This is a genomic window from Streptomyces sp. NPDC034111 (assembly GCF_055575375.1).
This window is the reverse complement of sequence record NZ_JBVIST010000017.1, coordinates 50395-77255: the sequence shown is the minus strand read 5'-3', so window position 1 is coordinate 77255 and position 26861 is coordinate 50395. Positions and strand designations below refer to the sequence as shown.

Below are 26861 nucleotides of genomic sequence, written 5' to 3'. Positions count from 1 at the left end.
GCGTGGGGGCATGTGCAGTCGCGTGATCGAGGCCGCACGCCCCCACGCGCTTCCATACGCCACGCCGCGCGGCGCCCACGGTCAACCCCGCCCGGCTACGCCCCGGCCCGCCGCCCGCCGTTGGCCCGCAACCGCTGTCCGTCGTTGGGCCGTGACCGCTGTCCGCCGTAGGACCGCGACCGCTGTCCGGCCTTGGAACACGATGGCTGCCCGCCCTTGGAACACCACCGGCCGCACACCGCCCACCACACCGCGAGCAGCACCCCGGCCAGACACCAGCTGCCGAGTACGTCCAGCGGCCAGTGGTAGCCGCGGCGGACCAGACCGGCACCCACACCGGCGTTGAGCAGAACGACCCCCGCACAGAGCACCACCGTGCTCGTCCTGTCCCGCCATCGGCCGGCCCGCCGGCCCTCCTGACCCCGTATCAGCAGCAGCGCGGCCACTCCGTAGGCGACCGCCGCCGTGGCGCCGTGCCCCGAGGGATAGAAGCCGTCGTGCGGACCGCCGGCCATCCGCGGCGGGCCCGGCCGGGCGAGCCAGAGCTTGAGAGGGACGACGAGCGCGGGCACCGCGGCCAGTACGAGCCCGGCGGTGCACGACGGCAGCCACCAGCGCACACCGGCACGGCCACCGTCCGCCACGTCCTGGCTCCTGCGACGCCACTCCTGCCACCCCGCCCACACCATCACCGCCAGCAGCACCGGCAGCGCGACGACCGTATTGCCGAGATCGGCGAACAACTCGGCGACGGAGGACGGGAAGGCCGAGGACGCGAAGGCGGAGACGGGGGATCCGGAGGAGGACGGTCCGCCGTCGGCGACGGCGCGGCCCACCCGTTCGTCGAGGACGCGCAACGGGCCGTGGTCCGCCACCTGCCAGGTGAGCGCGGCGAAGAGCAGCGCGCTGAAGAGACCGACCGTCAGAGGCGAGGCGCCGCGCCGGCCTGGCGAGCAAGGGGAACCCGGGAAAACCGGAAAAAGGGGCGGCCGCCTCGGAACAGGGGGGGTGGTTCCGAGGCGGCCGTGCTGACCGGTGTTCCGCGCGCCCCGGGGGGTATGGGGCGGGCGGACATCCGATCGGTGAGGATTCCCGGAGCCCCCCATTCCAGGGGTTCCGGTCTTGTGCGCGAGGGCACGGCCTGATCGGAGCCGGGGAAGCGCCGACCGGGCGTCACCCGCAGTCCCCTGCGGGCGGGGTGTTTCTCTCATCTGCAGAAACCGTACGGCACTGGGAGCGCATCCGACAGGCGCATCACCCGGCCGCCATTGGCCCCGCACATCTTCTTCACGCCGCCCCTCCAGCTACCCGCGTCCGGCGGCACGCGCGCAGAGCCCGGACCGGCCGGCGAACGGGCACGCCAACGGGTACGGCCCGGAGAACGACCGCAGCCGTCCCCCGGGCCGTACGCCGGGCACACTCAGATCTTGGCGAACGCCGCCTCGAGGATGTCCAGACCCTCGTTGAGCAGGTCCTCGCCGATGACCAGCGGCGGCAGGAAGCGCAGCACATTGCCGTAGGTACCGGTCGTCAGGACCAGCAGGCCCTCCTGGTGGCAGGCCTTGGCGAGCGCGCCGGTCGCCTCCGGGTTGGGGTCCTTGGAACCGGACTTGACCAGCTCGATCGCGATCATCGCGCCGCGGCCGCGGACCTCGCCGATGATGTCGTACTTCTCGGCGATCGCGGTCAGGCGTGCCTTCATGATCTCGCCGATCCGCCGCGCCTTGGCGTTCAGGTCCTGCTCGCGCATGGTCTCGATCGAGCCGAGCGCCGCGGCGCAGGCCACCGGGTTACCGCCGTAGGTGCCGCCCAGGCCGCCCGCGTGCGCGGCGTCCATGATCTCCGCACGGCCGGTCACGGCGGCCAGCGGCAGACCACCGGCAATGCCCTTGGCGGTCGTGATCAGGTCCGGCACGATGCCCTCGTCCTCACACGCGAACCACTGACCCGTACGGCAGAAGCCGGACTGGATCTCGTCCGCGACGAAGACGATCCCGTTCTCCTTGGCGAAGTTCGCGATCGCCGGGAGGAAGCCCTTCGCCGGCTCGATGAAGCCGCCCTCACCGAGCAGCGGCTCGATGATGATCGCCGCGACGTTCTCCGCGCCGACCTGCTTGGTGATCTGCGAGATGGCCTGGTCGGCGGCCTCCTGCGCACAGTTCTCCGGGCCGGTCAGCCAGCGGAAGGGGTACGCCAGCGGCACGCGGTAGACCTCGGGCGCGAACGGGCCGAAGCCGTGCTTGTACGGCATGTTCTTGGAGGTCAGCGCCATCGTCAGGTTCGTACGGCCGTGGTAGCCGTGGTCGAACACGACCACGGCCTGCCGCTTGGTGTACGCACGCGCGATCTTGACCGCGTTCTCCACGGCCTCCGCACCCGAGTTGAACAGCGCCGACTTCTTCGCGTGGTCGCCCGGCGTCAGCTCGGCCAGCTGCTCACAGACCTCGATGTACGGCTCGTACGGCGTGACCATCGCACAGGTGTGGGTGAAGTCGGCGAGCTGCGCGGTGGCCCGGCGGACGACCGCCTCCGCGCTGTTGCCGACCGAGGTCACCGCGATGCCCGAGCCGAAGTCGATCAGGGAGTTGCCGTCCACGTCCTCCAGGACACCGCCGCCCGCGCGCTTGACGAACACGGGCAGCACGGCGCCGACACCACCGGCCACGGTGGCCTGCTTACGGGCCCACAGCTCCTGCGACTTCGGGCCGGGGATCGCGGTGACGACGCGACGCTCCTGGGGGAGGCCGGGGCCTCCGGACAGTTCGGTCATGGCAGTCTCCTGGAGTGGAACGGGAACGTACACAGGTCTCGTACAGAGGTCTTGTTCTCGCAGGTTAGGGGCGGCCGGGCGGGTCTGGCATGTTCCGTTCGGGAGAAGTGCGCGTGTTGCGTTGTCCGCACCGGACATAGCGACGGACCGCGGCCAGTAGATTGAGCGACGGCGCGCCCGGCACCGGCGGGCGCGAGCGCGGGCATGACAATGGCAAGGCGGCCGCCCGACCGGCAGCCGCCCCAACAACGCACCAGGCCACGGCTCAAGGGGGACAAGGGGCACCGGATGGACACCGAGGGCACGCACGACGCACGCAACACCCGCTCCGACCAGGTCCCGCGGCCGGCGGCACCCCCGGACACCCCGCCGCGGCCCAGTGCGCCACCGCGGCTCACCGTCCCGTCCGGCGCGGGCGGCGCGGGCGTGACGCCCGCTGCCGCGGGCCCGGCCGGCGCTGCTCCGCAGTCCCCCTTCATGGCCTGGCTGAGCGCTCCGCGCGTACTGGCCGGGCCGGGCGTGTGGGCGTTCGAGCACAAACCCAAACCACAGGACGAACCGCAAGAGATCGCGGTGCCGCAGCTCATCGCCGGAGCGGTGATTTCGTTCCTGTGCGCCTGGCTGGTCTGGTCGCTGCTGATGAACGACTACCTCGGCCCCTACTGGAAATGGCCGCGCGAGGTGATGCTGCCCGACTCGTGGAAGACGGGCAACGCCAACATCATCTCGTCGTTCGTCTATATGGCGCTTGTGCTCGGCGCGATCGTCATCCTCTTCGGCAGGGTGGGGCGATGGCCCACGCTTGTCCGCCGGCTCATCGCCCCAGTGGCGAACCGGGTCTGGGACCGGCTTCCTTCCTGGCTCGCGCCCAAGGAACCGGGCTCCCTCCCCGACGGGCAGCTGCTCGCGCGGGCCGCCGTGACTCTGGTGCTCGTCTGGTTTCTCTGGCAGTGGTGCATCGACAAGACGACCGATTCGTCGCTCCTGATGCTGCAGTTGGAGAACATGACGCCGGTGTCGGGGCAGGGGGCGTCCTACTTCTACTACGCCACCAGCTATTCGCTCATCGACCTGGGGCTGCTGCTGGCCCTCTTCGGCAGGTTCGCGTGTCTGCCCGAAGCGTGGCGCCGCTACGTTTCCTCGGGCCGCCGGGCGACCGCCGATGCCGCAAAGGCCCCGGAGAACGGTGCCCGGCTGCTCGAGGTCGATCAGGCCGAGTGGGCCGATCTTCGTGCGGCCGGCGCCTCTGAGGCCGCCGACCGCCTGGCGTCCGAGGCGCGGTCCGGGCTCATGAACGACGTCGATCACGCTCGGCTCAGCCGTGCCTGGCAGTCGGTGCGCGCGCAGCCCAGCCGGCTGCCTGCGTTCATCGACAGCGTTCGGAAGGCCGGAGCCGCCGCCTGCCTGCACCCGTCGGGGGCACGGGATCTGACGACGCGTACCGCACGGCACGACCTGCTGACCTCCCAGGTACGGATCGGCACCGCGTCCGAAGACACACGCAATCCCTACGACCGGCGTGGCACCGGCTTCGCGCTCGAACCGGACGTGCTCGGCACGTCGCTGCTGGCGCTCGGTCCGGCCGGCTCCGGAAAGACCTCTCGCCTGGTGCGGCCCCTGGTGGAGGCCCTGTGCCTCCAGGCGCTCTCCGGGCGGGCCGCCGTGGTGTCCGTCGGGACGGCGGGGGCGGCGTCCGCGCCCGATGACGCCTTCGACGCCGTGATCAGGGTCGGCCAGCGCGACGCGGACTGCGACCTGGACCTGTACGGCGGGACGACGGACGCCGATGAGGCGGCCGCGATCCTGGCCGAGGCCCTGGTGGGTGACCTGGTCGCGGCGATGCCCGGGGGAGACGGGCGGCGGGCGGCCACCGTGCTGGGGCAGCTGCTCGGGCCGTTCCGGACCGCGTACGGCCGGTTCCCCCGGGTGCCCGAGTTGCGGGAGCTGCTGGACGGATCCAGGGAAGCGATGGCGGGCCTGCGCACCGCGTTGCAGGCGGCCGAGGAGGACGGTGCGCTGCGGGAGCTGGACGCGCGGGAGCGGCAGGCCGAGCGGCCCGGGGACCTCGGAGTGCTGCTCGCCGACCGGATCGCGCTGCTGGACCGGCCGGCCTTCGCGGAGTTCTTCGATCCGACCGGGCGTTCGCGACAGGTCTCCCTGCGCTCCCTCGACCACCCTCTGCGGGTGCGGATCGACCTGCCCGAGCGCGGGCACGCGGACGCCTCGCGGATCCTGGCCCGGCTGGTGCTCGCGCAGTTCACCGAGTGCGCGGCGGCCCGGACGGACCGGTCCGTCTTCGCCTGCCTGGTGCTTGACGACGCGTCACATGTGATCACGCAGGAGGCGCTGCGCGGACTGCAGCGGCTGCGAACGGCGAATGCGGGGGCCGTGCTGACCCTACGGGGGCTGGACGACGTACCTGAGTCGCTGCGGGGTGCGCTGCTCGGGGCGGTCGGCTGCCGGATGGCGTTCGCGGGCGTGACGACCTGGGACGGGGCGCGGTTCGCCGAGGTGTGGGGCAAGGCCTGGGTGGAGACACGCGATGTCACCGACCGGCAGATCGTCTCCGACGAGCCGTTCACCAAGGTCCTGCACTCCATCCGGCGGTTGGTCACCGGGAAGAACGTGACCGCCAAGGCCGTCACCGTGCGCACCGTGGAGCGGGAGCGCTGGTCGGCCTCCGACCTCGCCAATGCGTTGCCGCCCGGTCATGCGGTGGTGTCCGTGACCTCCGTGACCGGGGAGTCGGCGCCGCCCGTACTCGTCGACCTGCGGTCCTGACCGGTGTAGCGGCATACCGGCGTAGCCACGGGAGTGGGGCTCCCTCGGATTCCTCCGCTGAGGCAGAATCGACATGGGCCGTTCATACGGGGCGGCGCAAAGTATCGGTCGGCGCCCGGTTGTCGACCGCAGTCGTCGAAGGCGTCGAGTCGTCGGAGTCTTCAAAGCCATCGAAGGTCTCATGCCGCACACCCTCGCTTCTCTGGTCAACCACACCGCGCTCAAGCTGAGTGTGCTCGCGGGCGAGGAGCGGCTGGACGTTCCGGTGCGCTGGGCGCATGCCAGTGAGCTGATCGATCCGGTGCCGTACATGGAGGGCGGTGAGCTGCTGCTGATCACCGCGCTCAAGCTGGACGCGGAGGATCCGGAGGCGACCCGCCGGTATGTGCGGCGGATCGCGGAGGCCGGCGTGGTCGGGCTGGGGTTCGCGGTCGGGGTGAATTACGAGGACGTACCGCGGGCGCTGGTCGAGGCGGCGCGGGCGGAGGGGCTGCCGCTGCTCGGGGTGCCGCGCAGGACGCCGTTCATCGCGATCAGCAAGGCCGTTTCGGCCGCGGTGGCCGCCGATCAGTACCGCGCGGTGACCGCGGGCTTCGAGGCGCAGCGGGAGCTGACCCGGGCGGCGCTGAGTGCGGAGGGGCCGGCGGAGCTGTTGGCCCGGCTCGCGGCGCATCTGGACGGCTGGGCGGCGCTCTACGACGCGTCGGGGGCGGTGGTGGCCGCCGCTCCCGACTGGGCGGCGCGGCGGGCGGCCCGGCTTGCGGAGGACGTGGGGCGGCTGCGGGAGCGGCCCGCGCCCGCAAGCTCGGTCGTCAGCGATGCGGAGGGGGACGACCGGGTCGAGCTTCAGTCGCTGGGTACGGGGCGCAGGGCGCGCGGTGTGCTGGCCGTCGGGACGGGCGCCCGGCTCGGTACGGCCGAGCGGTACGCGGTGCACTCCGCGGTCGCGCTGCTCACGCTGACCACCGAGCGGTCCCGGGCGCTCCAGGACGCCGAGCAGCGGCTGGGCGCGGCCGTGCTGAAGATGCTGCTCGCGGGGGAGCCGGACCATGCGCGGGCGGTGGCCGGACGTCTCTACGGGGGGCTGCTGGACGCACCGTTCCGGATGGTGGTCGCCGAGCCGGTGCCGGCCGAGGAGCAGGCGTCGAGCGGCGGGGCCGCGTCCTCGGGCGTCGGCACCGGGCCCGCCGGGGTGCTGGAGGAGCTCGCCGACGCGATGGATTCGGCGGCCGCGCGGACCGGTGAGGCGGTGCTCGCGGTCCCGGACGGCGGGCGGCTGATCGTGCTGGTCGCGGACGGCGGCGCGGCCGCGGACGCCTGTGCCGCGTACGCCGCGGAGGCCCAGGCCCGGTCGGGTGCGCAGGGGCGGCCGCGTGGCCGGTCGGGGCGGGACGGGGCGGCGCACGGCGGCGCCACCGTGGCGGTCGGGCTGTCGGCGCCGACCGGGCCGATAGCGGCCGCCAACGCCTACCGGCAGGCCGAGCAGGCGCTGTCGGTGGCCCGCCGGCGCGGACGGGCGCTGGTCGAGCACGAGGACGTGGCGGCGGGGTCGGTGCTGCCGCTGCTCGCCGATGAGGCGGTACGGGCCTTCGCGGACGGGCTGCTGCGGGCTCTGCGCGAGCACGATGCGCACGGCCGCGGCGATCTGGTGGCGTCGCTGCGCGCCTGGCTCGCCCGGCACGGCCAGTGGGACGCGGCCGCCGCCGACCTGGGCGTACACCGGCACACACTGCGCTACCGGATGCGGCGGGTGGAGGAGATCCTGGGCCGCTCGCTGGACGATGCGGATGTGCGGATGGAGCTGTGGCTGGCGTTGAAGGCGACGTCGGCGCCGCAGGGGGAGTGACGCCGCGTGACGCCGGACGTGGCGGTCCCGTGAGTGAACGCCTGGCCGACTGAACCAGGCCTGGGCGTGGCTGTGCCCGGGCCCCGGTGACGTCTGCCCTGGCCGGGCGTTGCCCCCGCCCCGAGTGCCCCCTCCACCACGGAGAGGCCCGCCCCCGCATTACTACGCTTCGGACAAACGCCTTGGCGCCGCCGCACCCCTACCGTGGGGGCAGAGTCCACATCGCAGAGCCGCTCCCTGAGCCTTGCGCACCACCCACCACTTCTGAAGGGCCGGGTTCCACTGTGCCGATCCACACTGATGCAGCCCCCACCGCCTTCTGGCTCGCCGGCCGCAAGGCCACCGGCGACGCCACCTTCGATGTCACCTCCCCCTGGGACGGACGCCTCGTCGGCACGGTGAGCGTTCCCACCGAGGCCCAGGTCGAGGAGGCGATCGCCGCCTCCGTCGCCGTCCAGGCGGAGTTCGCGGCGACCCCCGCGCATGTGCGGGCCGCCGCGCTGGACCATGTGCAGCGCCGGCTGGTGGAGCGTACGGAGGAGATCGCGCAGCTGATCTCCGCGGAGAACGGCAAGCCGGTCAAGTGGGCGCGCGGTGAGGTCGGCCGGGCCATCTCCGTGTTCCGCTTCGCCGCTGAGGAGGCCCGCCGCTTCAACGGTGGCGAGGCACAGCGGCTGGACACCGACGCGGGTGGCGCCGGCCGGCTCGCGCTGACCCGCCGCTTCCCGCGCGGCACGGTCCTGGGCATCGCGCCGTTCAACTTCCCGCTGAACCTCTGCGCCCACAAGGTCGCCCCGGCCATCGCCGCCGGCGCCCCGATCATCCTCAAGCCCGCGCCGGCCACCCCGCTCTCCGGCCTGATCATCGGCGAGCTGCTGGCCGAGACCGACCTGCCGGCCGGTTCCTGGTCGATCCTCCCGGTGCCCAACGACCGGATGCCGGCGCTGGTCCAGGACGAGCGGCTGCCGGTCGTCTCCTTCACCGGCTCCGAGAAGGTCGGCTACGCCATCCTCGACTCGGTGCCGCGCAAGCACTGCACCCTGGAGCTCGGCGGCAACGGCGCGGCCGTCGTACTGCCCGACTGGTCCTCCGAGGCGGACCTGGACCGGGCGGCGCAGCGCATCGCGATCTTCTCCAACTACCAGGGCGGCCAGTCCTGCATCTCGGTGCAGCGGGTCATCGCGGACGCCTCCGTGTACGACCGGCTGGTGCCGAAGATCGTGGCGGCCGTCGAGGCGCAGGTCACCGGCGATCCGTCGGACGATGCGACCGAGGTCGGCCCGCTGGTGAACGAGGACGCGGCCAAGCGCGTCGAGGCCTGGGTGGACGAGGCCGTGGAGCGGGGTGCGAAGCTCCTCGCCGGCGGCAAGCGCGACGGTGCCTCCTACGCGCCGACCGTCCTGGAGGACGTGCCCGCCGACGCCACCCTCGCCTGCGAGGAGGTCTTCGGCCCGGTGCTCACCCTCAAGAAGGTCGACGGGGAGGACGAGGCGTTCGCAGCCGTCAACGACTCCAAGTTCGGCCTCCAGGCGGGGGTGTTCACGCACGACACGCAGACCGCCTTCCGTGCCCACCGCGCGCTGGAGGTCGGCGGCGTGGTCATCGGCGACGTGCCGTCCTACCGCGCCGACCAGATGCCGTACGGCGGCGTCAAGCAGTCCGGTGTGGGCCGCGAGGGTGTGCGCTTCGCGATGGAGGACTACACCTACGAGCGGGTGCTGGTCCTCACCGGGCTGGCGCTGTAACCCGCCCTCGAGCGGATATCCCCCGGCGCGGCCCGGACCGGTGGACAGCGACGGCCGTCCCTTGGGCCGTATCACCGTCCGGGCCCCGGCCGGCGCACCCCCCGGCGCCGGCCCCTGACGCGGCGCGCTCCGGCACCCTGTTTCCGGAGCGCGCCGCGCCCCCCCGTTCTCCCCCCGCCGGCAGCGCAGCCCCCCCCCACGCCGGATCTTGACCGTACGGCGCGGCCGCGGCCGATGCCTCCTGTCGGAGGCGGAGCCGGGGGCCTGCCTCAAGGGGGAGACGCGGTCGGGAGTACTGCCGGCGCGGTATGCGGCACCCCCCGAAGGGCGGAGAGCGCCGGGGCGACCGGAGGCCGCCCCGACGGCTGTGTCCCGCATGGCCAGGAGGCATCGCTCGGGACCTGTTCTCCCGGTACCTCCAGTGGTGCAACCCGCGCGGATCGGGTAACTCTCACAAGTAGCGCTGTTCCAGCGGCCCGTCCGGCCCGCCGGCGCAGAACTCCCGATTCCGCGGCGAGGTGAGCTCCTGATGACCGCTCCATCCATCCGCAACGTTTCCGAGCGCGAAGCACGCCAGGTCGCCGAGGCGGCCCGTGAGCAGGACTGGCGCAAGCCCAGCTTCGCCAAGGAACTGTTCCTGGGGCGCTTCCGGCTCGACCTCATCCATCCGCACCCGACCCCCGCGGTCGACGATGTGCGCCGGGGCGAGAAGTTCCTCGCCACACTGCGGGAATTCTGCGAGACCAAGGTCGACAGCGCCCGGATCGAGCGCGAGGGGAAGATTCCGGACGAGACGGTCAACGGGCTCAAGGAGCTCGGCGCCCTCGGGATGAAGATCGACCCGAAGTACGGCGGTCTCGGGCTCACCCAGGTCTACTACAACCGGGCGCTGTCGCTGGTCGGCACCGCCAGCCCGGCCATCGGCGCGCTGCTCTCCGCGCATCAGTCGATCGGCGTACCGCAGCCGCTGAAGCTGTTCGGCACCCAGCAGCAGAAGGAGACCTTCCTGCCGCGGCTGGCCCGTACGGACATCTCGGCGTTCCTGCTGACCGAGCCCGACGTCGGCTCCGACCCGGCCCGGCTGGCGACCACGGCCGTCCCGGACGGCGAGGACTACATCCTCGACGGGGTGAAGCTGTGGACCACCAACGGTGTGGTCGCCGACCTGCTGGTGGTGATGGCACGGGTGCCCGCCTCCGAGGGACACAAGGGCGGCATCACCGCCTTCGTCGTAGAGGCGAACTCGCCCGGCATCACGGTCGAGAACCGCAACGCCTTCATGGGCCTGCGCGGCCTGGAGAACGGCGTCACCCGCTTCCACCAGGTACGGGTCCCGGCCGCCAACCGCATCGGCCCCGAGGGCGCCGGCCTGAAGATCGCCCTGACCACGCTCAACACCGGACGGCTCTCGCTGCCCGCGATGTGCGTCGGCTCCGGCAAGTGGTGCCTGAAGGTCGCCCGGGAGTGGTCGGCGGCCCGTGAGCAGTGGGGCCGGCCGATCGCCAAGCACGAGGCCGTCGGCGCCAAGATCTCCTTCATCGCCGCCACCACCTTCGCCCTCGAAGCGGTCGTCGACCTCTCCTCCCAGATGGCCGACGAGAACCGCAACGACATCCGTATCGAGGCCGCCCTCGCCAAGCTCTACGGCTCCGAGATGGGCTGGCTGATGGCCGACGAACTCGTCCAGATCCGCGGCGGCCGCGGCTTCGAGACCGCCCCCTCGCTCGCCGCCCGCGGCGAACGTGCCGTACCCGCCGAGCAGATGCTGCGCGATATGCGCATCAACCGGATCTTCGAGGGGTCGACGGAGATCATGCATCTGCTGATCGCCCGCGAGGCGGTGGACGCCCATCTGTCCGTCGCCGGCGACCTCATCGACCCCGACAAGACCCTCGCCGACAAGGGCAGGGCGGCGGCCAGGGCCGGCGGCTTCTACGCCCGCTGGCTGCCCAAGCTCGTCGCCGGACCCGGCCAACTCCCGCGTACCTATCAGGAGTTCGGCCTGCTGGCCGGCCAGCTGCGGTATGTCGAGCGGACCTCGCGCAAGCTCGCCCGCTCCACGTTCTACGCGATGTCCCGCTGGCAGGGCCGGATGGAGACCAAACAGGGCTTCCTCGGCCGGATCGTCGACATCGGCGCCGAGCTCTTTGCGATGAGCGCCGCCTGCGTACGGGCCGAGTACCTGCGCGAGACCGGCGAGCACGGCCGCGAGGCGCAGCAGCTGGCCGATGTGTTCTGCCGGCAGGCCCGGATCCGCATCGAGGAGCTGTTCGGCCGGCTGTGGACCAACACCGACGAGCTCGACCGCAAGGTCGTCTCCGGCGTCCTCGGCGGCAGCTACGCCTGGCTGGAGGAGGGCGTCGTCGACCCCAGCGGCGACGGCCCCTGGATCGCCGACGCCACCCCGGGCCCCAGCCGCAAGGACAACGTCCACCGCCCGATCCACTGAGCCCGCCGCGACCGTACGCCCGGGGCCCGTCCGGTGAAGATCCGCCGGACGGGCCCCGGGCGCGCCCTCCGTGTCCACGCCACCCCGGCGACCGGCCACAATGGACCCCATGACGGACTCCCTCGCCCATCCGCACCTGCGCTTCGAGCCGGCCTCCGGCAACCCCGACGGCCCGCGCCGTGTCGTGATCCTCGGCTCCACCGGCTCGATCGGCACCCAGGCGATCGACATCGTGCTGCGCAACCCCGACCGCTTCCGGGTCACTGCGCTCTCCGCGGCCGGCGGCCGGACCGGGCTGCTCGCCGAGCAGGCGCACCAGCTGGGAGTGGCCACCGTCGCGGTGGCGCGCGAGGACGCGGTGCCGGCGCTGCGCGCCGCGCTGGCCGAGCGGTACGGCGCGGGCGAGCCGCTGCCCGAGATCCTGGCCGGCCCCGACGCGGCCACCGAGCTGGCCGCCTCCGAGTGCCACACCGTCCTCAACGGCATCACCGGTTCCATCGGCCTCGCCCCCACCCTGGCCGCCCTGAAGGCGGGCCGGGTGCTGGCCCTCGCCAACAAGGAATCGCTGATCGTCGGCGGTCCGCTGGTCAAGGCGCTCGCCAAGCCCGGTCAGATCGTCCCGGTCGACTCCGAACACTCCGCGCTCTTCCAGGCGCTGGCCGGCGGCGAGCGCGCCGAGGTCCGCAAGCTCGTGGTCACCGCCTCCGGCGGCCCGTTCCGCGGCCGTACGAAGCAGCAGCTGGCCGATGTCACGCCCGAGCAGGCACTGGCCCACCCCACCTGGTCCATGGGCCCGGTCGTCACCATCAACTCGGCGACCTTGGTCAACAAGGGCCTGGAGGTGATCGAGGCGCATCTGCTCTTCGATGTGCCGTTCGACCGCATCGAGGTCGTCGTCCACCCGCAGTCCTACATCCACTCGATGGTGGAGTTCACCGACGGCTCCACGCTCGCCCAGGCCAGCCCGCCCGACATGCGGATGCCGATCGCGCTGGGCATGGGCTGGCCCGAGCGGGTCCCGGACGCCGCACCGGGCGTGGACTGGACCAAGGCCCAGACCTGGGAGTTCTTCCCGCTCGACGCGTCGGCCTTCCCGTCCGTCCCGCTCGCCTGCCACGTGGGTGACCTGGGCGGCACCGCCCCGGCGGTCTTCAACGCGGCCAACGAGGAGTGCGTGGAGGCATTCCTCAAGGGCGGGCTGCCGTTCACAGGGATTGTGGATACCGTCGCCGATGTGGTCGCCGAACACGGAACGCCCTCGCAGGGAACCTCCCTCACCGTCGCGGACGTCCTGGAGGCGGAAACCTGGGCGCGCGCCCGCGCCCGCGAACTGGCCGCCCGTGCGGCACGGACACCTTCGGAGGCTCGCGCATGACGACCTGGATGACCATCCTCGGCATAGTCGTCTTCGTCGTCGGCCTGCTGTTCTCCATCGCCTGGCACGAGCTCGGCCATCTCTCGACGGCCAAGATGTTCGGTATCCGCGTGCCGCAGTACATGGTGGGCTTCGGGCCGACGCTCTTCTCCCGTAAGAAGGGCGACACCGAGTACGGCATCAAGGCCATTCCGCTCGGCGGCTACATCCGCATGATCGGGATGTTCCCGCCCGGGGACGACGGAAAGTTGCAGGCCCGCTCCACCTCGCCGTTCCGCGGGATGATCGAGGACGCCCGCTCGGCGGCCTTCGAGGAGCTACAGCCCGGTGACGAGAAGCGGCTCTTCTACACCCGTAAGCCCTGGAAACGCATCATCGTGATGTTCGCCGGGCCGTTCATGAATCTGATCCTGGCGGTCGTGATCTTCATGAGCGTGCTGATGGGCTTCGGCATCAGCACCCAGACCACCCAGGTCGGCTCCGTCTCGGACTGTGTGATCTCGGCCGCCGCCAAGACCGACAAGTGCCCGGCCGGCGCCAAGGACTCCCCGGCCAAGGCCGCGGGCCTGCGGGCCGGCGACAAGATCGTCTCGTTCAACGGCCACGCCGTACCGGACTGGGGGACCCTCCAGCAGCAGATCCGCGAGACCACCGGGGCGGCCACCCTGGTCGTCGAGCGGCACGGCGCACGCACCACGCTGCACGCCGATCTGATCGAGAACAAGGTCGCCAAGACCGACGGGCACGGCGGCTATGTCCCCGGGCAGTTCGTCAAGGCCGGCTTCCTCGGCTTCACGCCGGCCAGCGGCGTCGTCAAGCAGAGCTTCGGCCAGTCCGTGGACCGGATGGGCAACATGGTCGAGCAGGGCGTGTCCTCGCTGGTCAACCTGCCCGCCAAGGTCCCGGACCTGTGGGACGCGGCCTTCAACGGCGGCGAGCGCAAGCAGGACTCCCCGATGGGCGTGGTCGGCGCGGCCCGGGTCGGCGGCGAGGTCTTCTCGCTGCACATCCCGCCGGAGCAGCGGGTGGCGACCATGCTCTTCCTGGTCGCCGGCTTCAACCTCTCGCTGTTCCTGTTCAACATGCTGCCGCTGCTGCCGCTGGACGGCGGGCACATCGCCGGCGCCGTGTGGGAGTCGATCCGCCGCGCCTTCGCCAAGATCGTCCGGCGGCCGGACCCCGGCCCCTTCGACGTGGCCAAGCTGATGCCGGTCGCCTATGTGGTCGCCGGGATCTTCATCTGCTTCACCCTGCTGGTGCTCGTCGCCGACGTGGTGAACCCGGTGAAACTGACCTGACAGCGCCGACCGAAAAACGCGGGTTTACGGCGGCCGGGCACCTCCGTGGCGTTTGGAGGTGTCCGGCCTTCTCCTTTCGAGGGGCCACGGGGGAGCGATGTGCCTCCTGCAACCCCTGTGCCGTAACCTCGGAAGCCGGAGCCCGCCGATTCGGGACCTTGATACATACCTTGGGGTTGCTCGCCAGATGACTGCCATTTCACTGGGAATGCCGGACGTACCGACCAAGCTTGCCGACCGACGGGTCAGCCGCAAGATCCACGTCGGTCCGGTCGCCGTGGGCGGAGACGCACCGGTCTCGGTGCAGTCGATGACGACCACACGTACGTCCGACATCGGGGCGACGCTTCAGCAGATCGCCGAGCTGACGGCCTCCGGCTGCCAGATCGTCCGGGTCGCCTGCCCGACCCAGGACGACGCCGATGCGCTTCCCGTGATCGCCCGGAAGTCGCAGATTCCAGTCATCGCGGACATCCATTTCCAGCCGAAGTACGTCTTCGCCGCCATCGACGCCGGCTGCGCCGCGGTCCGGGTGAACCCCGGCAACATCAAGCAGTTCGACGACAAGGTCAAGGAGATCGCCAAGGCGGCCGGCGACGCCAGCACCCCGATCCGGATCGGCGTCAACGCCGGCTCCCTGGACCGCCGGCTGCTCCAGAAGTACGGCAAGGCCACCCCCGAGGCACTGGTCGAATCCGCGCTGTGGGAGGCGTCCCTCTTCGAGGAGCACGGCTTCCGCGACATCAAGATCTCGGTCAAGCACAACGACCCGGTCGTGATGGTCAACGCCTACCGCCAGCTTGCCGCCCAGTGCGACTACCCGCTCCACCTCGGCGTCACCGAGGCCGGCCCCGCCTTCCAGGGCACCATCAAGTCGGCGGTCGCCTTCGGTGCCCTGCTCTCCGAGGGCATCGGCGACACCATCCGCGTCTCCCTCTCCGCGCCGCCCGCCGAAGAGGTCAAGGTCGGCATCTCCATCCTGGAGTCGCTCAACCTCCGCCAGCGCCGGCTGGAGATCGTCTCCTGCCCGTCCTGCGGCCGCGCCCAGGTCGACGTCTACAAGCTCGCCGACGAGGTCACCGCGGGCCTGGAGGGCATGGAGGTGCCGCTCCGCGTCGCCGTCATGGGCTGTGTCGTCAACGGCCCCGGCGAGGCCCGCGAGGCCGACCTCGGTGTCGCCTCCGGCAACGGCAAGGGCCAGATCTTCGTCAAGGGCGAGGTCATCAAGACCGTCCCCGAGTCGAAGATCGTCGAGACCCTCATCGAAGAGGCCATGAAGATCGCCGAGCAGATGGAGAAGGACGGCGTCGCCTCCGGCGAACCGGTCGTCACCGCCGCCGGCTGACCCGCCGCCACAGCCACGTGTGAGCCCCGCCGCCCACCCGGGCCGCGGGGCTCACGGCTGCCCGGTGTGGTCCCTCCCGACGCGGGCCGGGTACTCCCGCGCAGGTGGAGGTAAAGTGCCAAGACCTGCTCCCGCCTGGCCTCCCAGGCCCGTAACGGTGAGGCATTCCGAGACGTGCTGACGACCCCTGCCATCAAGGTCCTCGAGCCCGGGGAGCTCGATGACGCACTCGCGGTGCTCGACCGCGATCCGGTCACCAATGCCTTCGTCACCGCCCGCGTGCAGGTCGCCGGGCTCGACCCCTGGCGGCTGGGCGGCGAGATGTGGGGCTGGTACGCCGGCGGCCGCCTGGAATCGCTCTGCTACGCCGGCGCCAACCTCGTCCCCGTCTGCGCCACCTCCGAGGCCGTCCACGGCTTCGCCGAGCGCGCCCGCCGGCAGGGCCGCCGCTGCTCCTCCATCGTCGGCCCCGCGGGACCCACCGCCGAACTGTGGTCCCTCCTGGAGCCCCACTGGGGCCCGGCCCGCGAGATCCGCGCCCACCAGCCCCTGATGGTCACCAGCTCGCCGTCCGCCGAGATCGCGCCCGACCCGTACGTCCGGCGGATCCGCAAGAACGAGATGGACCTGATCATGCCGGCGTGCGTGGCCATGTTCACCGAAGAGGTCGGCATCTCCCCGATGGCCGGCGACGGCGGGCTGCTCTACCAGGCCCGGGTCGCCGAACTCGTCGGCGCCGGCCGCTCCTTCGCCCGCGTCGAGAACGGCAAGGTCATCTTCAAGGCCGAGATCGGCGCCGCCACCCCGCGCGCCTGCCAGATCCAGGGCGTCTGGGTCGACCCCGCCTACCGCGGCAAGGGCCTGTCGGAGACCGGTATGGCAGCGGTGCTGCGCTATGCGCTCAGCGATGTCGCCCCGGTCGTCAGCCTCTACGTCAACGACTTCAACACCGCCGCCCGCGCGTCCTACCGCAGGGTGGGCTTCGAGGAAGTCGGCGCCTTCATGAGCGTGCTGTTCTGACCTGCCGGGAACGTACTGTTCCGGCCCGCGGCCTTGTACGCTCCGACCATGGATGACGTCGCGGTCGGCCCCCTCGATCTCGCTGCCCGCGTGGATGACGCGCTCGCCGTCCAGGCGCTCGCCTTCGGACTGAGCGACGAGGAGATCGCCGTCCGCCGCCACATCGTGCTGCGCCACCTCGGCTGCACCGGCGCCCGCGCCCTCGGCGCCACCACTCCCGCCGGCCGGCTCGTGGGCTTCGTCTACGGGATGCCCAACGACCGCGCCCACTGGTGGTCCACCGTCGTCGAGCCGTATCTGCGCAGGGAAGGCCTCGACCACTGGCTCGACGACTCCTTCACGATCACCGAGCTGCATGTCCACCCCGCCTACCAGGGGCACGGCATCGGACGCGAACTGATCACCCGGATCACCGACGAGGCGAGCCAGCCGCGCTCCATCCTGTCGGCCATCGACGTCGAAAGCCCCGCCCGCAAGCTGTACCGCTCCCTCGGCTACGAGGACATCGCCCGCCGGGTGCTCTTCCCCAGCGCCCCGACGCCGTACGCGGTAATGGGAGCCCAGCTCCCCCTGAAGCGCCGCTGACCGCGCCACAGACCCCAGGGGACCACTCACCCCCGCCCCCACCGGCCTTTTCCCTTCCCACCACGGGAGGGGACGGGCCGGAGGGGCCTTGTTTGTGGACGTAAAGCGAAGCAGTCCACAAACAAGGCCCCGGAGGCCCGTCACCGCACCCACCACACAACCGCCCGCCGCAGGCGCAACGGCGAGAACACGCACGGCGCCGCAGCCGACAACGTGGGCCAAGGCAAAGCGCAGCGGAGCGGCGCAACGACGCGAAACCACCACGGCGGGACAGCCGAAAACGTGGGAAGCAAGCCCAAGCGCAGCGGCATCCCATTTCCGCGGGACATCCCCCTCCGGCTAACCTCCAGGGAGTCACCTTTCTTACGCAGGAGAATCTCCCATGGCCAACGCCGCACAGGTCCAGCGCATGTCCCGCTTGATGATCAAGACACTGCGCGACGACCCGGCCGACGCCGAGACCGCCAGCCACAAGCTGCTCGTCCGCGCCGGGTACGTCCGCCGTTCCTCCGCCGGCATCTGGACGTGGCTGCCGCTGGGCATGAAGGTCCTGGAGAACGTCTCCCGCGTCGTCCGCGAGGAGATGGACGCGATCGGCGGCCAGGAAGTCCTGCTGCCGGCCCTCCTGCCCAAGGAGCCCTACGAGACCAGCGGCCGCTGGGAGGAGTACGGCGACCTGCTCTTCCGCCTCAAGGACCGCAAGGGCGCCGACTACCTCCTCGGCCCCACTCACGAGGAGATCTTCACCCTCACGGTCAAGGACCAGTGCACGTCCTACAAGGACCTGCCGGTGATCCTCTACCAGATCCAGATCAAGTACCGCGACGAGGCCCGCCCCCGCTCCGGTGTGCTGCGCGGCCGCGAGTTCCACATGAAGGACTCGTACAGCTTCGACACCACCGACGAGGGTCTGGCGCAGTCCTACGCGCTGCACCGCGGGGCCTACCAGAAGATCTTCGAGCGGCTGGGCCTGGACTACCGCATCGTCTCCGCCGTCTCCGGCGCGATGGGCGGCTCCGCCTCCGAGGAGTTCCTGGCGCCCGCCGCGGCCGGTGAGGACACCTTCGTCGACTGCCCGAACTGCGACTACGCCGCCAACACCGAGGCCGTGACGGTCAAGGTCGAACCGGTCGACGGCTCCGGGCACGGCCCCGTCGAGGAGTTGGACACCCCCGACACCCCGACCATCGAGACGCTGGCCGAGTTCCTGGACGTACCGGCCTCCGCGACGCTGAAGAACCTCCTGGTCAAGGTCGACGGCGAGATCGTCGCGGTGGGCGTGCCCGGTGACCGCGAGGTGGACATGGGCAAGCTCGGCGAGCACCTCGCGCCGGCCACCGTCGAACTCGTCACCGCCGAGGACTTCGTGGCCCACCCCGAACTGGTCCGCGGCTACGTCGGCCCGCAGGGCCTGGCAGGCAAGGCGTTCAAGTACCTCGCCGACCCCCGGGTCGCCCCCGGCACGGCCTGGGTCACCGGCGCCAACAAGGACGGCAAGCACGCCCGCAACGTGGTCGCCGGCCGTGACTTCGAGGTCGACGAGTACCTCGACGTGGTCGTCGTCGAGCCCGGCGACCCCTGCCCGAAGTGCGGCACCGGCCTGCGTATCGACCGCGCCATCGAGATCGGCCACATCTTCCAGCTCGGCCGCAAGTACGCGGACGCCTTCGAGCTCGACGTCCTGGGCCAGAACGGCAAGCCGGCCCGGGTGACGATGGGTTCGTACGGCATCGGTGTCTCCCGTGCGGTGGCCGCGCTCGCCGAGCAGACCCACGACGAGAAGGGGCTGTGCTGGCCGCGCGAGGTCGCACCGGCCGACGTCCATGTCGTCGCGGCCGGCAAGGCCACCCAGACCGAACTCGCGCTGGAGATCGGCGACCGGCTCGGCGCCGCGGGCCTGCGGGTGCTGGTCGACGACCGGGCCGGTGTCTCGCCCGGTGTGAAGTTCACCGACGCCGAGCTGCTGGGCGTGCCCACCATCGTGGTCGCCGGGCGGCGCGCCGCCGAGGGCGTCGTCGAGGTCAAGGACCGGCGCACCGGCGAGCGTGAGGAGCTGACGGTCGAGGAGGCCGTCGCCCGGCTCAGCGCGTAACGGCAAGGCGAACGGGCCGGCCCGGGGAAGAGCGCCCCGGGCCGGCCCGTTCGCGTCCGCGCTACAGCCAGGCCGCGAACTCCAGCAGCAGTTCGCCGCGCCGGCGGTCGCCCCCGGCCACCTCGCGCACGCCCGCGGCCACCGCCCGGTAGAGCGCCCAGCCGCGCAGCCGGTCCCGGTCCACGTCCAGGGAGTCGGCGAGCTTGGCGACCCGGCGGCGGGCCGCGGCGGCTGCACCGGAGCCGGCCATCAGGTCCTCGAAGCGGTCCAGCACCAGCGCCGCCAGGTCGTACGCGCGCTCGCCGACCACCGGCGACGGGCCGATCGCCAGCCACGGCGCCCGCTCGCCGGCCAGCACCTTGCCCTGCCGGAACGCGCCGTGCAGCAGGAACTCGTCCCCGGACCCGGCCGGCAGGGCGCGCCGCAGCTCCAGCGCCTCGTCCACCAGGGGCCCGGCGGCCGGGGTGTGCGCCCCGGCCGTACGCAGCGCTTCGGCCGCCTCCTCCGCACGGCCGGCCAGGGTCTCGAAGGGGTGCCCCTCGCCCGGCGGCACCCACAGCCGGCGCACCGTGCCGGCCGCCTCCAGCAGCGCCTTGGCCTCCGGCAGCGAGCGCAGCGAGACCGCGCTCTGAAGCCGCTCCAGCAGCAGTGCGCCGCTGGTGTCGTCGGAGCGCAGCAGCCGCACCGCGCCCCAGCCGTCCCAGATCCCCAGCGCGGCCGCCTCGCGCGCGGACCGCCGGCCGGGCATAGGCAGCTTCAGCGCCGCGGGGGTGCCGTCCGGCTGCCGTACGAGCGCCAGCAGGCTGCTGCGGCCCCCGGGGGCGAGCACCCGCTCCAGCGTCAGCTCCCAGGCCTCCAGGCGCTGCTGAACCAGCGTCGGAAGCGTGTGCAGCCACTCCCGTACGGTGCTGTCCGGATCGCCGCTCAGCGAACTCACCAACCGCTGTGGCGGTTCGATGGGTGCCGTTGCCATGCTCGAGCTGTCCCTTCAAGCCGGGCACCGCGGAATTCCGCACATGCCCGGCACGTCATCCTGGGGCGGAGGCCTGCCGGTCGTTCAGAGCGCGCCCGCGGACGCGCTCGCGGAGCCGGACGGAGCGGCGGCCGCGGCCCGCTCCACGAGCCCAGGGAAGGCTACGCCGCTGCCGCGCCAGCGCACCGCCCGCACCGCCGCCTCGCGCAGCGCGGCCGCCGCCTCCCGCCGCCTGGTCCGGCCGCCGGCCCGGACGAGGTCCGCGTAGACGGCGGCCAGCCGGTCCTCCAGCTCCGCCGCCAGGCGGGTCGCGGCGGCCGCGTCCGGTACCGGGAACGGCAGCTCGTAGGCGGCGGCCGCGGCCTCCGGGGTGCCGCCCAGGTCGCGCACCTCGCGGCGCAGCGCATCGCGGCGCGCGCGATGGGCGTCGTAGGCCGCCAGCGCCTCCTTGCGCCGGTCGGCGGAGATCCGGCCGCCGACCACACCGTAGCCGTACACCGTGGCGTGCTCGGCGGCCAGGGCCGCCTGTACCGCTGTCAGCTCGTCCCGGTCGCCGTCGTCGTCGCGGTGCCGCTTCGCCTCGCGTGCCGTCTTCGCGCTCATCCCTGGGCCCCTTTGCTGGTCCTTGCCGTCCGTGCCGCCCTGCCGTGTCCGGTCATCGGGCCGGCTCCGCGAGCAGGTACGCATGCGCCGCGCCGGACGCGGCCACCGAGGCGAGCAGCCGGGCCAGCTCGGGGGGCGCGGCCAGCAGCTCCTGGGTCCGGGTGTCGGCGAGCTTGCGCTCCGCTTCGGCCAGTGCGCCGCGGGCGGCCTGCTCGTCCTCGGGCACCGGGGGCGCGGCGGCCTTGTGCGTCCGGCTCTTGGCGGTGCTGCTGGGGGAGGGGGCGGCGCGGCGGTCGGTGAACGCCTGGGCGTGCCGGGCCACTTCGGAGCGCAGCGGGCGCAGCCGCTCCTCCAGGGCGGGGTGGGCGGCCAGCGTCGCGTCGTAGCGCGCCAGCAGGGTCGTGCTGTCGCGGGCGGAGCGCTCGCGCAGCCGTTCGGCGGCGGAGGAGTGTTCGGCCTGGTCGGGGCCGCCGTCCTCGGAGCAGCCGGCGAGCAGCGCCGCGCCCCCCAGGGCGGCACCGGCCAGCAGGGTCCTTCTGCGCGTGAGCGCGGCTTTCGGCACGTTGCACTTCCCGGGGTCTTTCGTTGTGATCGCCGCAGGCGAGAGTATCCGTGACCACCCACCGAATCGTCAGTACCCCGCCGGAACCGATAGGCTTTGACCCGACACGCGACCCACCCACAACAGCACACGCGGCCGAGGAGTCACCCGGATGAGCACCACCCAGAGCGAGAGGCTGCGCGGACTGCTTGAACCGCTCGTCGCCGCCCGAGACCTGGATCTGGAAGAGATCGAGGTGACACCGGCAGGCAAGCGGCGGGTGCTGAGGATCGTGGTCGATTCCGATGCGGGCGTCCAGCTGGACGAGTGCGCCGAGCTGAGCCGCGAGGCCTCCCAGGTCCTGGACGACACCGAGGTGATGGGCGGCGCGCCCTACACCCTCGAAGTGACGTCACCGGGCGCCGACCGGCCGCTGACCGAGCTGCGGCACTACCGCCGCGCCGTCGGCCGCCTCATCAAGGCCCAACTGACCGACGCAGCAGGGGCCGGGGAGCTGGTGGCCCGGATCACCGCCGTCGACGACGACGGTCTGGATCTTGAAGTGCCGGGTGTGAAGGGCCGCAAGCCCACCGCCCGCCGCGTCTCCTTCGACGAGATCGCCAAAGCGCGCGTCGAGCTGGAGTTCAGCCGCAAGCCCGAGAAGGCCGACAAGCGCGACGCGCAGAGCGACGAGAAGATCGACGAGAACAAGGAGGAGGCGTAGCCGTGGATATCGACATGAGTGCCCTGCGGGGACTGGTGCGGGAGAAGGAGATCTCGTTCGACCTGCTGGTCGAGGCGATCGAGTCGGCCCTCCTCATCGCGTACCACCGCACCGAGGGCAGCCGCCGGCGGGCGCGGGTGGAGCTGGACCGCAACACCGGCCATGTGACGGTGTGGGCGAAGGAGGACCCCGAGGACCTGGAGGAGGGGGCCGAGCCGCGCGAGTTCGACGACACCCCGTCCGGCTTCGGGCGGATCGCGGCGACCACCGCCAAGCAGGTCATCCTTCAGCGGCTGCGGGACGCCGAGGAGGAGATCACCTTCGGTGAGTACGCCGGCCGGGAGGGCGATGTCGTCACCGGCGTCGTCCAGCAGGGCAAAGACCCCAAGAACGTCCTGGTCGACATCGGCCGGCTGGAGGCCATCCTGCCGGTGCAGGAGCAGGTCCCCGGTGAGGACTACACCCACGGCACGCGGCTGCGGTCGTACGTCGTCCGGGTGGTCAAGGGCGTCCGCGGGCCGTCCGTGACGCTGTCCCGTACGCACCCCAATCTGGTGAAGAAGCTCTTCGCCATGGAGGTGCCGGAGATCGCGGACGGGTCGGTGGAGATCGCCGCCATCGCCCGCGAGGCCGGCCACCGTACGAAGATCGCCGTGCGGTCCACCCGCTCGGGGCTCAACGCCAAGGGTGCCTGCATCGGCCCCATGGGCGGCCGGGTGCGGGCCGTGATGGCCGAGCTCCAGGGCGAGAAGATCGACATCGTGGACTGGTCGGACGACCCGGCCGAGCTGGTCGCCAATGCGCTGTCGCCGGCCCGGGTCAGCAAGGTCGAGGTCGTGGATCTGGCGGCGCGGTCCGCCCGGGTCACCGTCCCCGATTACCAGCTGTCACTGGCCATCGGCAAGGAAGGGCAGAACGCCCGGCTTGCGGCGCGGCTCACGGGCTGGCGGATCGACATCCGCCCGGACACCGAGCAGCACGCACCGCAGGACTGAGATCACCCGCAGTAGCCGTCGTCCGCCGCGGTCACCGGAAAATCGGTGGTGCCGCGGCGGTTCGCCGGGAATTCTGAGCAGCGCTCCGGCCTGTACCCCATCGGGGCCGGGTCGGTGCGGGGAGGTAGACTTAAGCAGTGTCTGGCCGGACGCATGCCCGCGCATGCCCTGAGCGCACGTGTCTGGGATGCCGGGAGCGAGCGGCCAAGGGCGATTTGCTGCGCATCGTGGAGATCGAGGGTGAGTGTGCTCCCGATCCTCGCGGTACGCTGCCCGGCCGGGGTGCTTACGTGCACCCGACATTGGTCTGCCTCGACCTGGCGGTTCGCCGCCGGGCGTTCCCCCGGGCCTTTCGGGGCCGGGGACCGTTCGACACGACGGAGTTGCGTCGGTTCCTCGAACGGGGCGCCGGTTGAAGCCGCCCATTGCAATAACGCACAGCAAGAACGCACAGCGCACGGAAAACCGTGCGGTCAGGTACCTCGCGAGTCGGAAGTAGGTCGAGATTGCGATGAGCACTCGATGAGTACGCGATGAGTACGCCCATGAAGTAGCGACGGTCCGGTGGACAACCCGGACCTAGAAGGAGCGAAGTGGCTAAGGTCCGGGTATACGAACTCGCCAAGGAGTTCGGCGTTGAGAGCAAGGTCGTCATGGCCAAGCTCCAAGAACTTGGTGAATTCGTCCGTTCGGCGTCCTCGACGATCGAGGCGCCGGTTGTTCGCAAGTTGACCGACGCTTTCCAGGCAGGCAGCGGCAATGGCCGCGCCGCCGGTAAGCCCGCGGCGCCGCGGAAGTCGGCCCCCGCGAAGCCGTCGGCGCCCTCTCCGGCGCAGGCGGCGCGTCCTGCTGCCCCGAAGCCGGGCGCCCCCAAGCCGGGCCCCGCGGCTCCGGCAGCCCCCGAGGCACCGAAGGCCCCCGAGGCCCCGGTGGCTCCCAAGAGCACTCCCGCCGCGGGCCCCACTCCGGGCCCGCGCCCCACCCCGGCGCGCCCCGCGGCACCCAAGCCCGCTCCGGCCGCCCCCGCGCAGCCCGAGTTCCAGGCTCCGCCGTCCGCGCCGGCCGCTCCCGCCGCCGGCCAGTCGGCCCCCCGTCCCGGTGCGCCCGGTCCGCGCCCGTCCCGTCCGGCCCCCGGTGGCGGTCAGGGCGGTCAGGGCCGTGGCGGTGCTCCGCGCCCCGGCGCCGAGCGTCCGGGTGCCCGTCCCGGCGCGCGTCCCTCGGGTCCGCGTCCGGGCAACAACCCCTTCACCTCCGGTGGCTCGACGGGCATGGCCCGTCCGCAGGCCCCCCGTCCCGGCGGCGCCCCGCGTCCCGGTGGCCAGGGCGGTCCCGGCGGTCCGCGTCCGCAGGGCGGCGGCCAGGGTGGCCCCCGTCCCCAGGGCCAGGGCGGCGCGCGTCCGACCCCCGGTGGTATGCCCCGTCCGCAGGGTGCGGCTCCCGGCGGTGCCGGTCCGCGTCCCGGCGGCGGCGGTGGTAACCGTCCGAACCCCGGCATGATGCCGCAGCGTCCGGCTGCCGGCCCGCGTCCGGGTCCCGGTGGCGGCGGTCGCGGTCCCGGCGGTGCCGGTCGTCCCGGTGGCGGCGGCGGTCGTCCGGGTGGCGGCGGCGGCTTCGCCGGTCGTCCCGGTGGCGGCGGCGGTCGTCCGGGTGCCGGCGGCGGTTTCGCCGGTCGTCCCGGTGGCGGCGGTCCCGGTGGTGGCGGCGGCTTCGGCGGCGGTCGTCCCGGCTTCGGCGGTCGTCCCGGCGGCCCCGGTGGCCGTGGTGGCACGCAGGGTGCGTTCGGCCGTCCCGGCGGTCCGGCGCGTCGTGGGCGTAAGTCGAAGCGGCAGCGCCGTCAGGAGTACGAGGCCATGCAGGCCCCGTCGGTCGGCGGCATCATGCTGCCGCGCGGCAACGGTGCGACGGTTCGTCTGTCGCGCGGTGCCTCGCTGACGGACTTCGCGGAGAAGATCAACGCCAACCCGGCGTCGCTGGTCCAGGTCATGCTGAACCTGGGCGAGATGGTCACCGCGACCCAGTCGGTCTCCGACGAGACGCTTCAGCTGCTCGCCGACGAGATGAACTACGTCGTCGAGATCGTCAGCCCGGAGGAGGAGGACCGCGAGCTGCTCGAGTCCTTCGACATCGAGTTCGGCGAGAACGAGGGCGGCGAGGAGATGCTGGTCTCCCGTCCGCCGGTGGTGACCGTCATGGGTCACGTCGACCACGGTAAGACCCGCCTGCTCGACGCCATCCGCAAGACCAACGTCATCGCGGGCGAGGCCGGCGGCATCACCCAGCACATCGGTGCCTACCAGGTCGCGACCGAGGTCAACGAGGAAGAGCGGCGCATCACCTTCATCGACACCCCGGGTCACGAGGCGTTCACCGCCATGCGTGCCCGTGGTGCCAAGTCGACCGACATCGCGATCCTCGTGGTGGCGGCCAACGACGGTGTGATGCCGCAGACGATCGAGGCCCTGAACCACGCCAAGGCGGCCGATGTGCCGATCGTGGTCGCGGTCAACAAGATCGACGTCGAGGGCGCCGACCCGACCAAGGTGCGCGGTCAGCTGACCGAGTACGGCCTGGTGGCCGAGGAGTACGGCGGCGACACCATGTTCGTCGACATCTCCGCCAAGCAGGGTCTGAACATCGAATCCCTGCTGGAGGCCGTGGTCCTGACCGCGGACGCCGCGCTCGACCTGCGGGCCAACGCGGAGCAGGACGCACAGGGCATCGCGATCGAGGCGCACCTCGACCGTGGCCGCGGCGCCGTGGCCACCGTGCTCGTCCAGCGCGGTACCCTCCGCGTCGGTGACACGATGGTCGCCGGTGACGCGTACGGCCGTGTCCGTGCGATGTTCGACGACAAGGGCAACAACGTCGAGGAAGCGGGTCCGTCGACCCCCGTCCTGGTCCTGGGTCTGACCAACGTCCCGGGCGCCGGCGACAACTTCCTGGTCGTCGACGAGGACCGTACGGCCCGTCAGATCGCCGAAAAGCGCGCGGCGCGCGAGCGCAACGCCGCCTTCGCCAAGCGCACCCGCCGGGTGTCCCTGGAGGACCTGGACAAGGTGCTCAAGGCCGGCGAGGTCCAGCAGCTCAACCTCATCATCAAGGGTGACGCTTCTGGTTCCGTCGAGGCCCTGGAGTCCTCGCTGCTCCAGCTCGACGTCGGCGAGGAGGTCGACATCCGGGTGCTGCACCGCGGCGTCGGTGCGGTCACCGAGACGGACATCAACCTGGCGTCCGGCTCCGACGCGATCGTCATCGGCTTCAACGTGCGGGCCGAGGGCCGCGCCACGCAGATGGCCGAGCGCGAGGGCGTCGACGTCCGGTACTACTCGGTCATCTACCAGGCGATCGAGGAGATCGAGGCGGCCCTCAAGGGCATGCTCAAGCCGGAGTACGAGGAGGTCGAGCTCGGTACGGCGGAGATCCGCGAGGTCTTCAAGTCGTCCAAGCTGGGCAACATCGCGGGTGTGCTCATCCGCTCCGGCGAGGTCAAGCGCAACACCAAGGCGCGCCTCATCCGCGACGGCAAGGTGGTCGCGGAGAACCTCAACATCGAGGGTCTGCGTCGCTTCAAGGACGACGTCACCGAGATCCGCGAAGGCTTCGAGGGCGGTATCAACCTCGGAAACTTCAACGACATCAAGGTCGACGACGTCATCGCGACCTACGAGATGCGCGAGAAGCCGCGCGGCTGATCACGCAGCGACAGCATGGGGCCGGTC

The 26861-nt window shown here is 71.9% G+C and carries 19 protein-coding genes; 14 read left to right on the top strand and 5 right to left on the bottom strand.

What is annotated here, in order from left to right:
- Nucleotides 1-95: 95 nt before the first annotated feature.
- Nucleotides 96-875: a phosphatase PAP2 family protein gene (locus tag ACZ55A_RS29000; protein WP_468846060.1), complete on the bottom strand. Its 780-nt coding sequence runs from the start codon at nt 873-875 to the stop codon at nt 96-98.
- Nucleotides 876-1420: 545 nt separating this feature from the next.
- Nucleotides 1421-2770 (bottom strand): 4-aminobutyrate--2-oxoglutarate transaminase, encoded by a 1350-nt coding sequence (gabT, locus tag ACZ55A_RS28995; RefSeq protein ID WP_468846058.1) that lies wholly within the window; start codon nt 2768-2770, stop codon nt 1421-1423.
- A gap of 288 nt (nt 2771-3058) precedes the next feature.
- On the opposite strand from gabT, the gene ACZ55A_RS28990 reads away from it, so the two are divergent.
- From ACZ55A_RS28990 to ACZ55A_RS28945, 10 genes are all read left to right on the top strand, one after another.
- Nucleotides 3059-5551: an ATP/GTP-binding protein gene (locus ACZ55A_RS28990; protein WP_468846055.1), complete on the top strand. Its 2493-nt coding sequence runs from the start codon at nt 3059-3061 to the stop codon at nt 5549-5551.
- Nucleotides 5552-5732: 181 nt separating this feature from the next.
- Entirely contained in the window at nt 5733-7397 is a 1665-nt protein-coding gene (locus ACZ55A_RS28985) for a PucR family transcriptional regulator (protein WP_468846052.1), read from the top strand.
- Nucleotides 7398-7681: 284 nt separating this feature from the next.
- Nucleotides 7682-9142 (top strand): aldehyde dehydrogenase family protein, encoded by a 1461-nt coding sequence (locus ACZ55A_RS28980; protein ID WP_468846050.1) that lies wholly within the window; start codon nt 7682-7684, stop codon nt 9140-9142.
- Between the two features lie 529 nt (nt 9143-9671).
- On the top strand, nt 9672-11591 hold the full coding sequence (locus tag ACZ55A_RS28975) for an acyl-CoA dehydrogenase family protein (protein WP_468846047.1): 1920 nt from the start codon (nt 9672-9674) through the stop codon (nt 11589-11591).
- A gap of 109 nt (nt 11592-11700) precedes the next feature.
- On the top strand, nt 11701-12966 hold the full coding sequence (gene dxr, locus ACZ55A_RS28970) for a 1-deoxy-D-xylulose-5-phosphate reductoisomerase (RefSeq protein ID WP_468846044.1): 1266 nt from the start codon (nt 11701-11703) through the stop codon (nt 12964-12966).
- Nucleotides 12963-14264, top strand: coding sequence for a M50 family metallopeptidase (locus ACZ55A_RS28965; protein WP_468846041.1), 1302 nt, complete (start codon nt 12963-12965; stop codon nt 14262-14264). Before dxr ends, ACZ55A_RS28965 begins: the two co-directional genes overlap by 4 nt.
- Nucleotides 14265-14451: 187 nt before the next feature.
- A complete protein-coding gene (ispG, locus tag ACZ55A_RS28960) occupies nt 14452-15609 on the top strand; it encodes a flavodoxin-dependent (E)-4-hydroxy-3-methylbut-2-enyl-diphosphate synthase (RefSeq protein WP_468846038.1) in 1158 nt (385 codons plus the stop codon).
- A 174-nt stretch (nt 15610-15783) separates the two neighbouring features.
- On the top strand, nt 15784-16629 hold the full coding sequence (locus tag ACZ55A_RS28955) for a GNAT family N-acetyltransferase (protein ID WP_468846035.1): 846 nt from the start codon (nt 15784-15786) through the stop codon (nt 16627-16629).
- A gap of 48 nt (nt 16630-16677) precedes the next feature.
- Nucleotides 16678-17214: a GNAT family N-acetyltransferase gene (locus tag ACZ55A_RS28950; RefSeq protein ID WP_468846033.1), complete on the top strand. Its 537-nt coding sequence runs from the start codon at nt 16678-16680 to the stop codon at nt 17212-17214.
- A 382-nt stretch (nt 17215-17596) separates the two neighbouring features.
- Nucleotides 17597-19306, top strand: coding sequence for a proline--tRNA ligase (locus tag ACZ55A_RS28945; protein WP_468846030.1), 1710 nt, complete (start codon nt 17597-17599; stop codon nt 19304-19306).
- A gap of 61 nt (nt 19307-19367) precedes the next feature.
- On the opposite strand, the gene ACZ55A_RS28940 is transcribed toward ACZ55A_RS28945, so the two are convergent.
- The 3 genes from ACZ55A_RS28940 to ACZ55A_RS28930 all read right to left on the bottom strand — a co-directional run bounded on the left by ACZ55A_RS28940 (nt 19368) and on the right by ACZ55A_RS28930 (nt 21444).
- Nucleotides 19368-20279 carry an aminoglycoside phosphotransferase family protein gene (locus ACZ55A_RS28940; RefSeq protein WP_468846028.1) on the bottom strand — a complete coding sequence of 304 codons (912 nt, stop codon included), beginning with the start codon at nt 20277-20279 and terminating at the stop codon, nt 19368-19370.
- Nucleotides 20280-20363: 84 nt separating this feature from the next.
- The gene (locus tag ACZ55A_RS28935; RefSeq protein WP_468846026.1) at nt 20364-20882 is read right to left on the bottom strand and encodes a ferritin-like domain-containing protein; all 519 of its coding nucleotides are present in this window, start codon (nt 20880-20882) and stop codon (nt 20364-20366) included.
- Between the two features lie 52 nt (nt 20883-20934).
- The gene (locus ACZ55A_RS28930; protein ID WP_468846024.1) at nt 20935-21444 is read right to left on the bottom strand and encodes a hypothetical protein; all 510 of its coding nucleotides are present in this window, start codon (nt 21442-21444) and stop codon (nt 20935-20937) included.
- Between the two features lie 151 nt (nt 21445-21595).
- On the opposite strand from ACZ55A_RS28930, the gene rimP reads away from it, so the two are divergent.
- The 4 genes from rimP (at nt 21596) to infB (ending at nt 26834) form a co-directional block, all read left to right on the top strand.
- Complete coding sequence (gene rimP / locus ACZ55A_RS28925) at nt 21596-22147, top strand: ribosome maturation factor RimP (RefSeq protein ID WP_468846022.1); 552 nt, start codon at nt 21596-21598, stop codon at nt 22145-22147.
- 2 nt (nt 22148-22149) lie between these two features.
- Nucleotides 22150-23142 carry a transcription termination factor NusA gene (nusA, locus tag ACZ55A_RS28920; protein WP_468846019.1) on the top strand — a complete coding sequence of 331 codons (993 nt, stop codon included), beginning with the start codon at nt 22150-22152 and terminating at the stop codon, nt 23140-23142.
- A gap of 137 nt (nt 23143-23279) precedes the next feature.
- Nucleotides 23280-23558: a YlxR family protein gene (locus ACZ55A_RS28915; protein ID WP_468846017.1), complete on the top strand. Its 279-nt coding sequence runs from the start codon at nt 23280-23282 to the stop codon at nt 23556-23558.
- Between the two features lie 177 nt (nt 23559-23735).
- Nucleotides 23736-26834, top strand: a complete 3099-nt coding sequence (gene infB, locus ACZ55A_RS28910; RefSeq protein WP_468846014.1) for a translation initiation factor IF-2 — start codon at nt 23736-23738, stop codon at nt 26832-26834.
- Nucleotides 26835-26861: the final 27 nt, after the last annotated feature.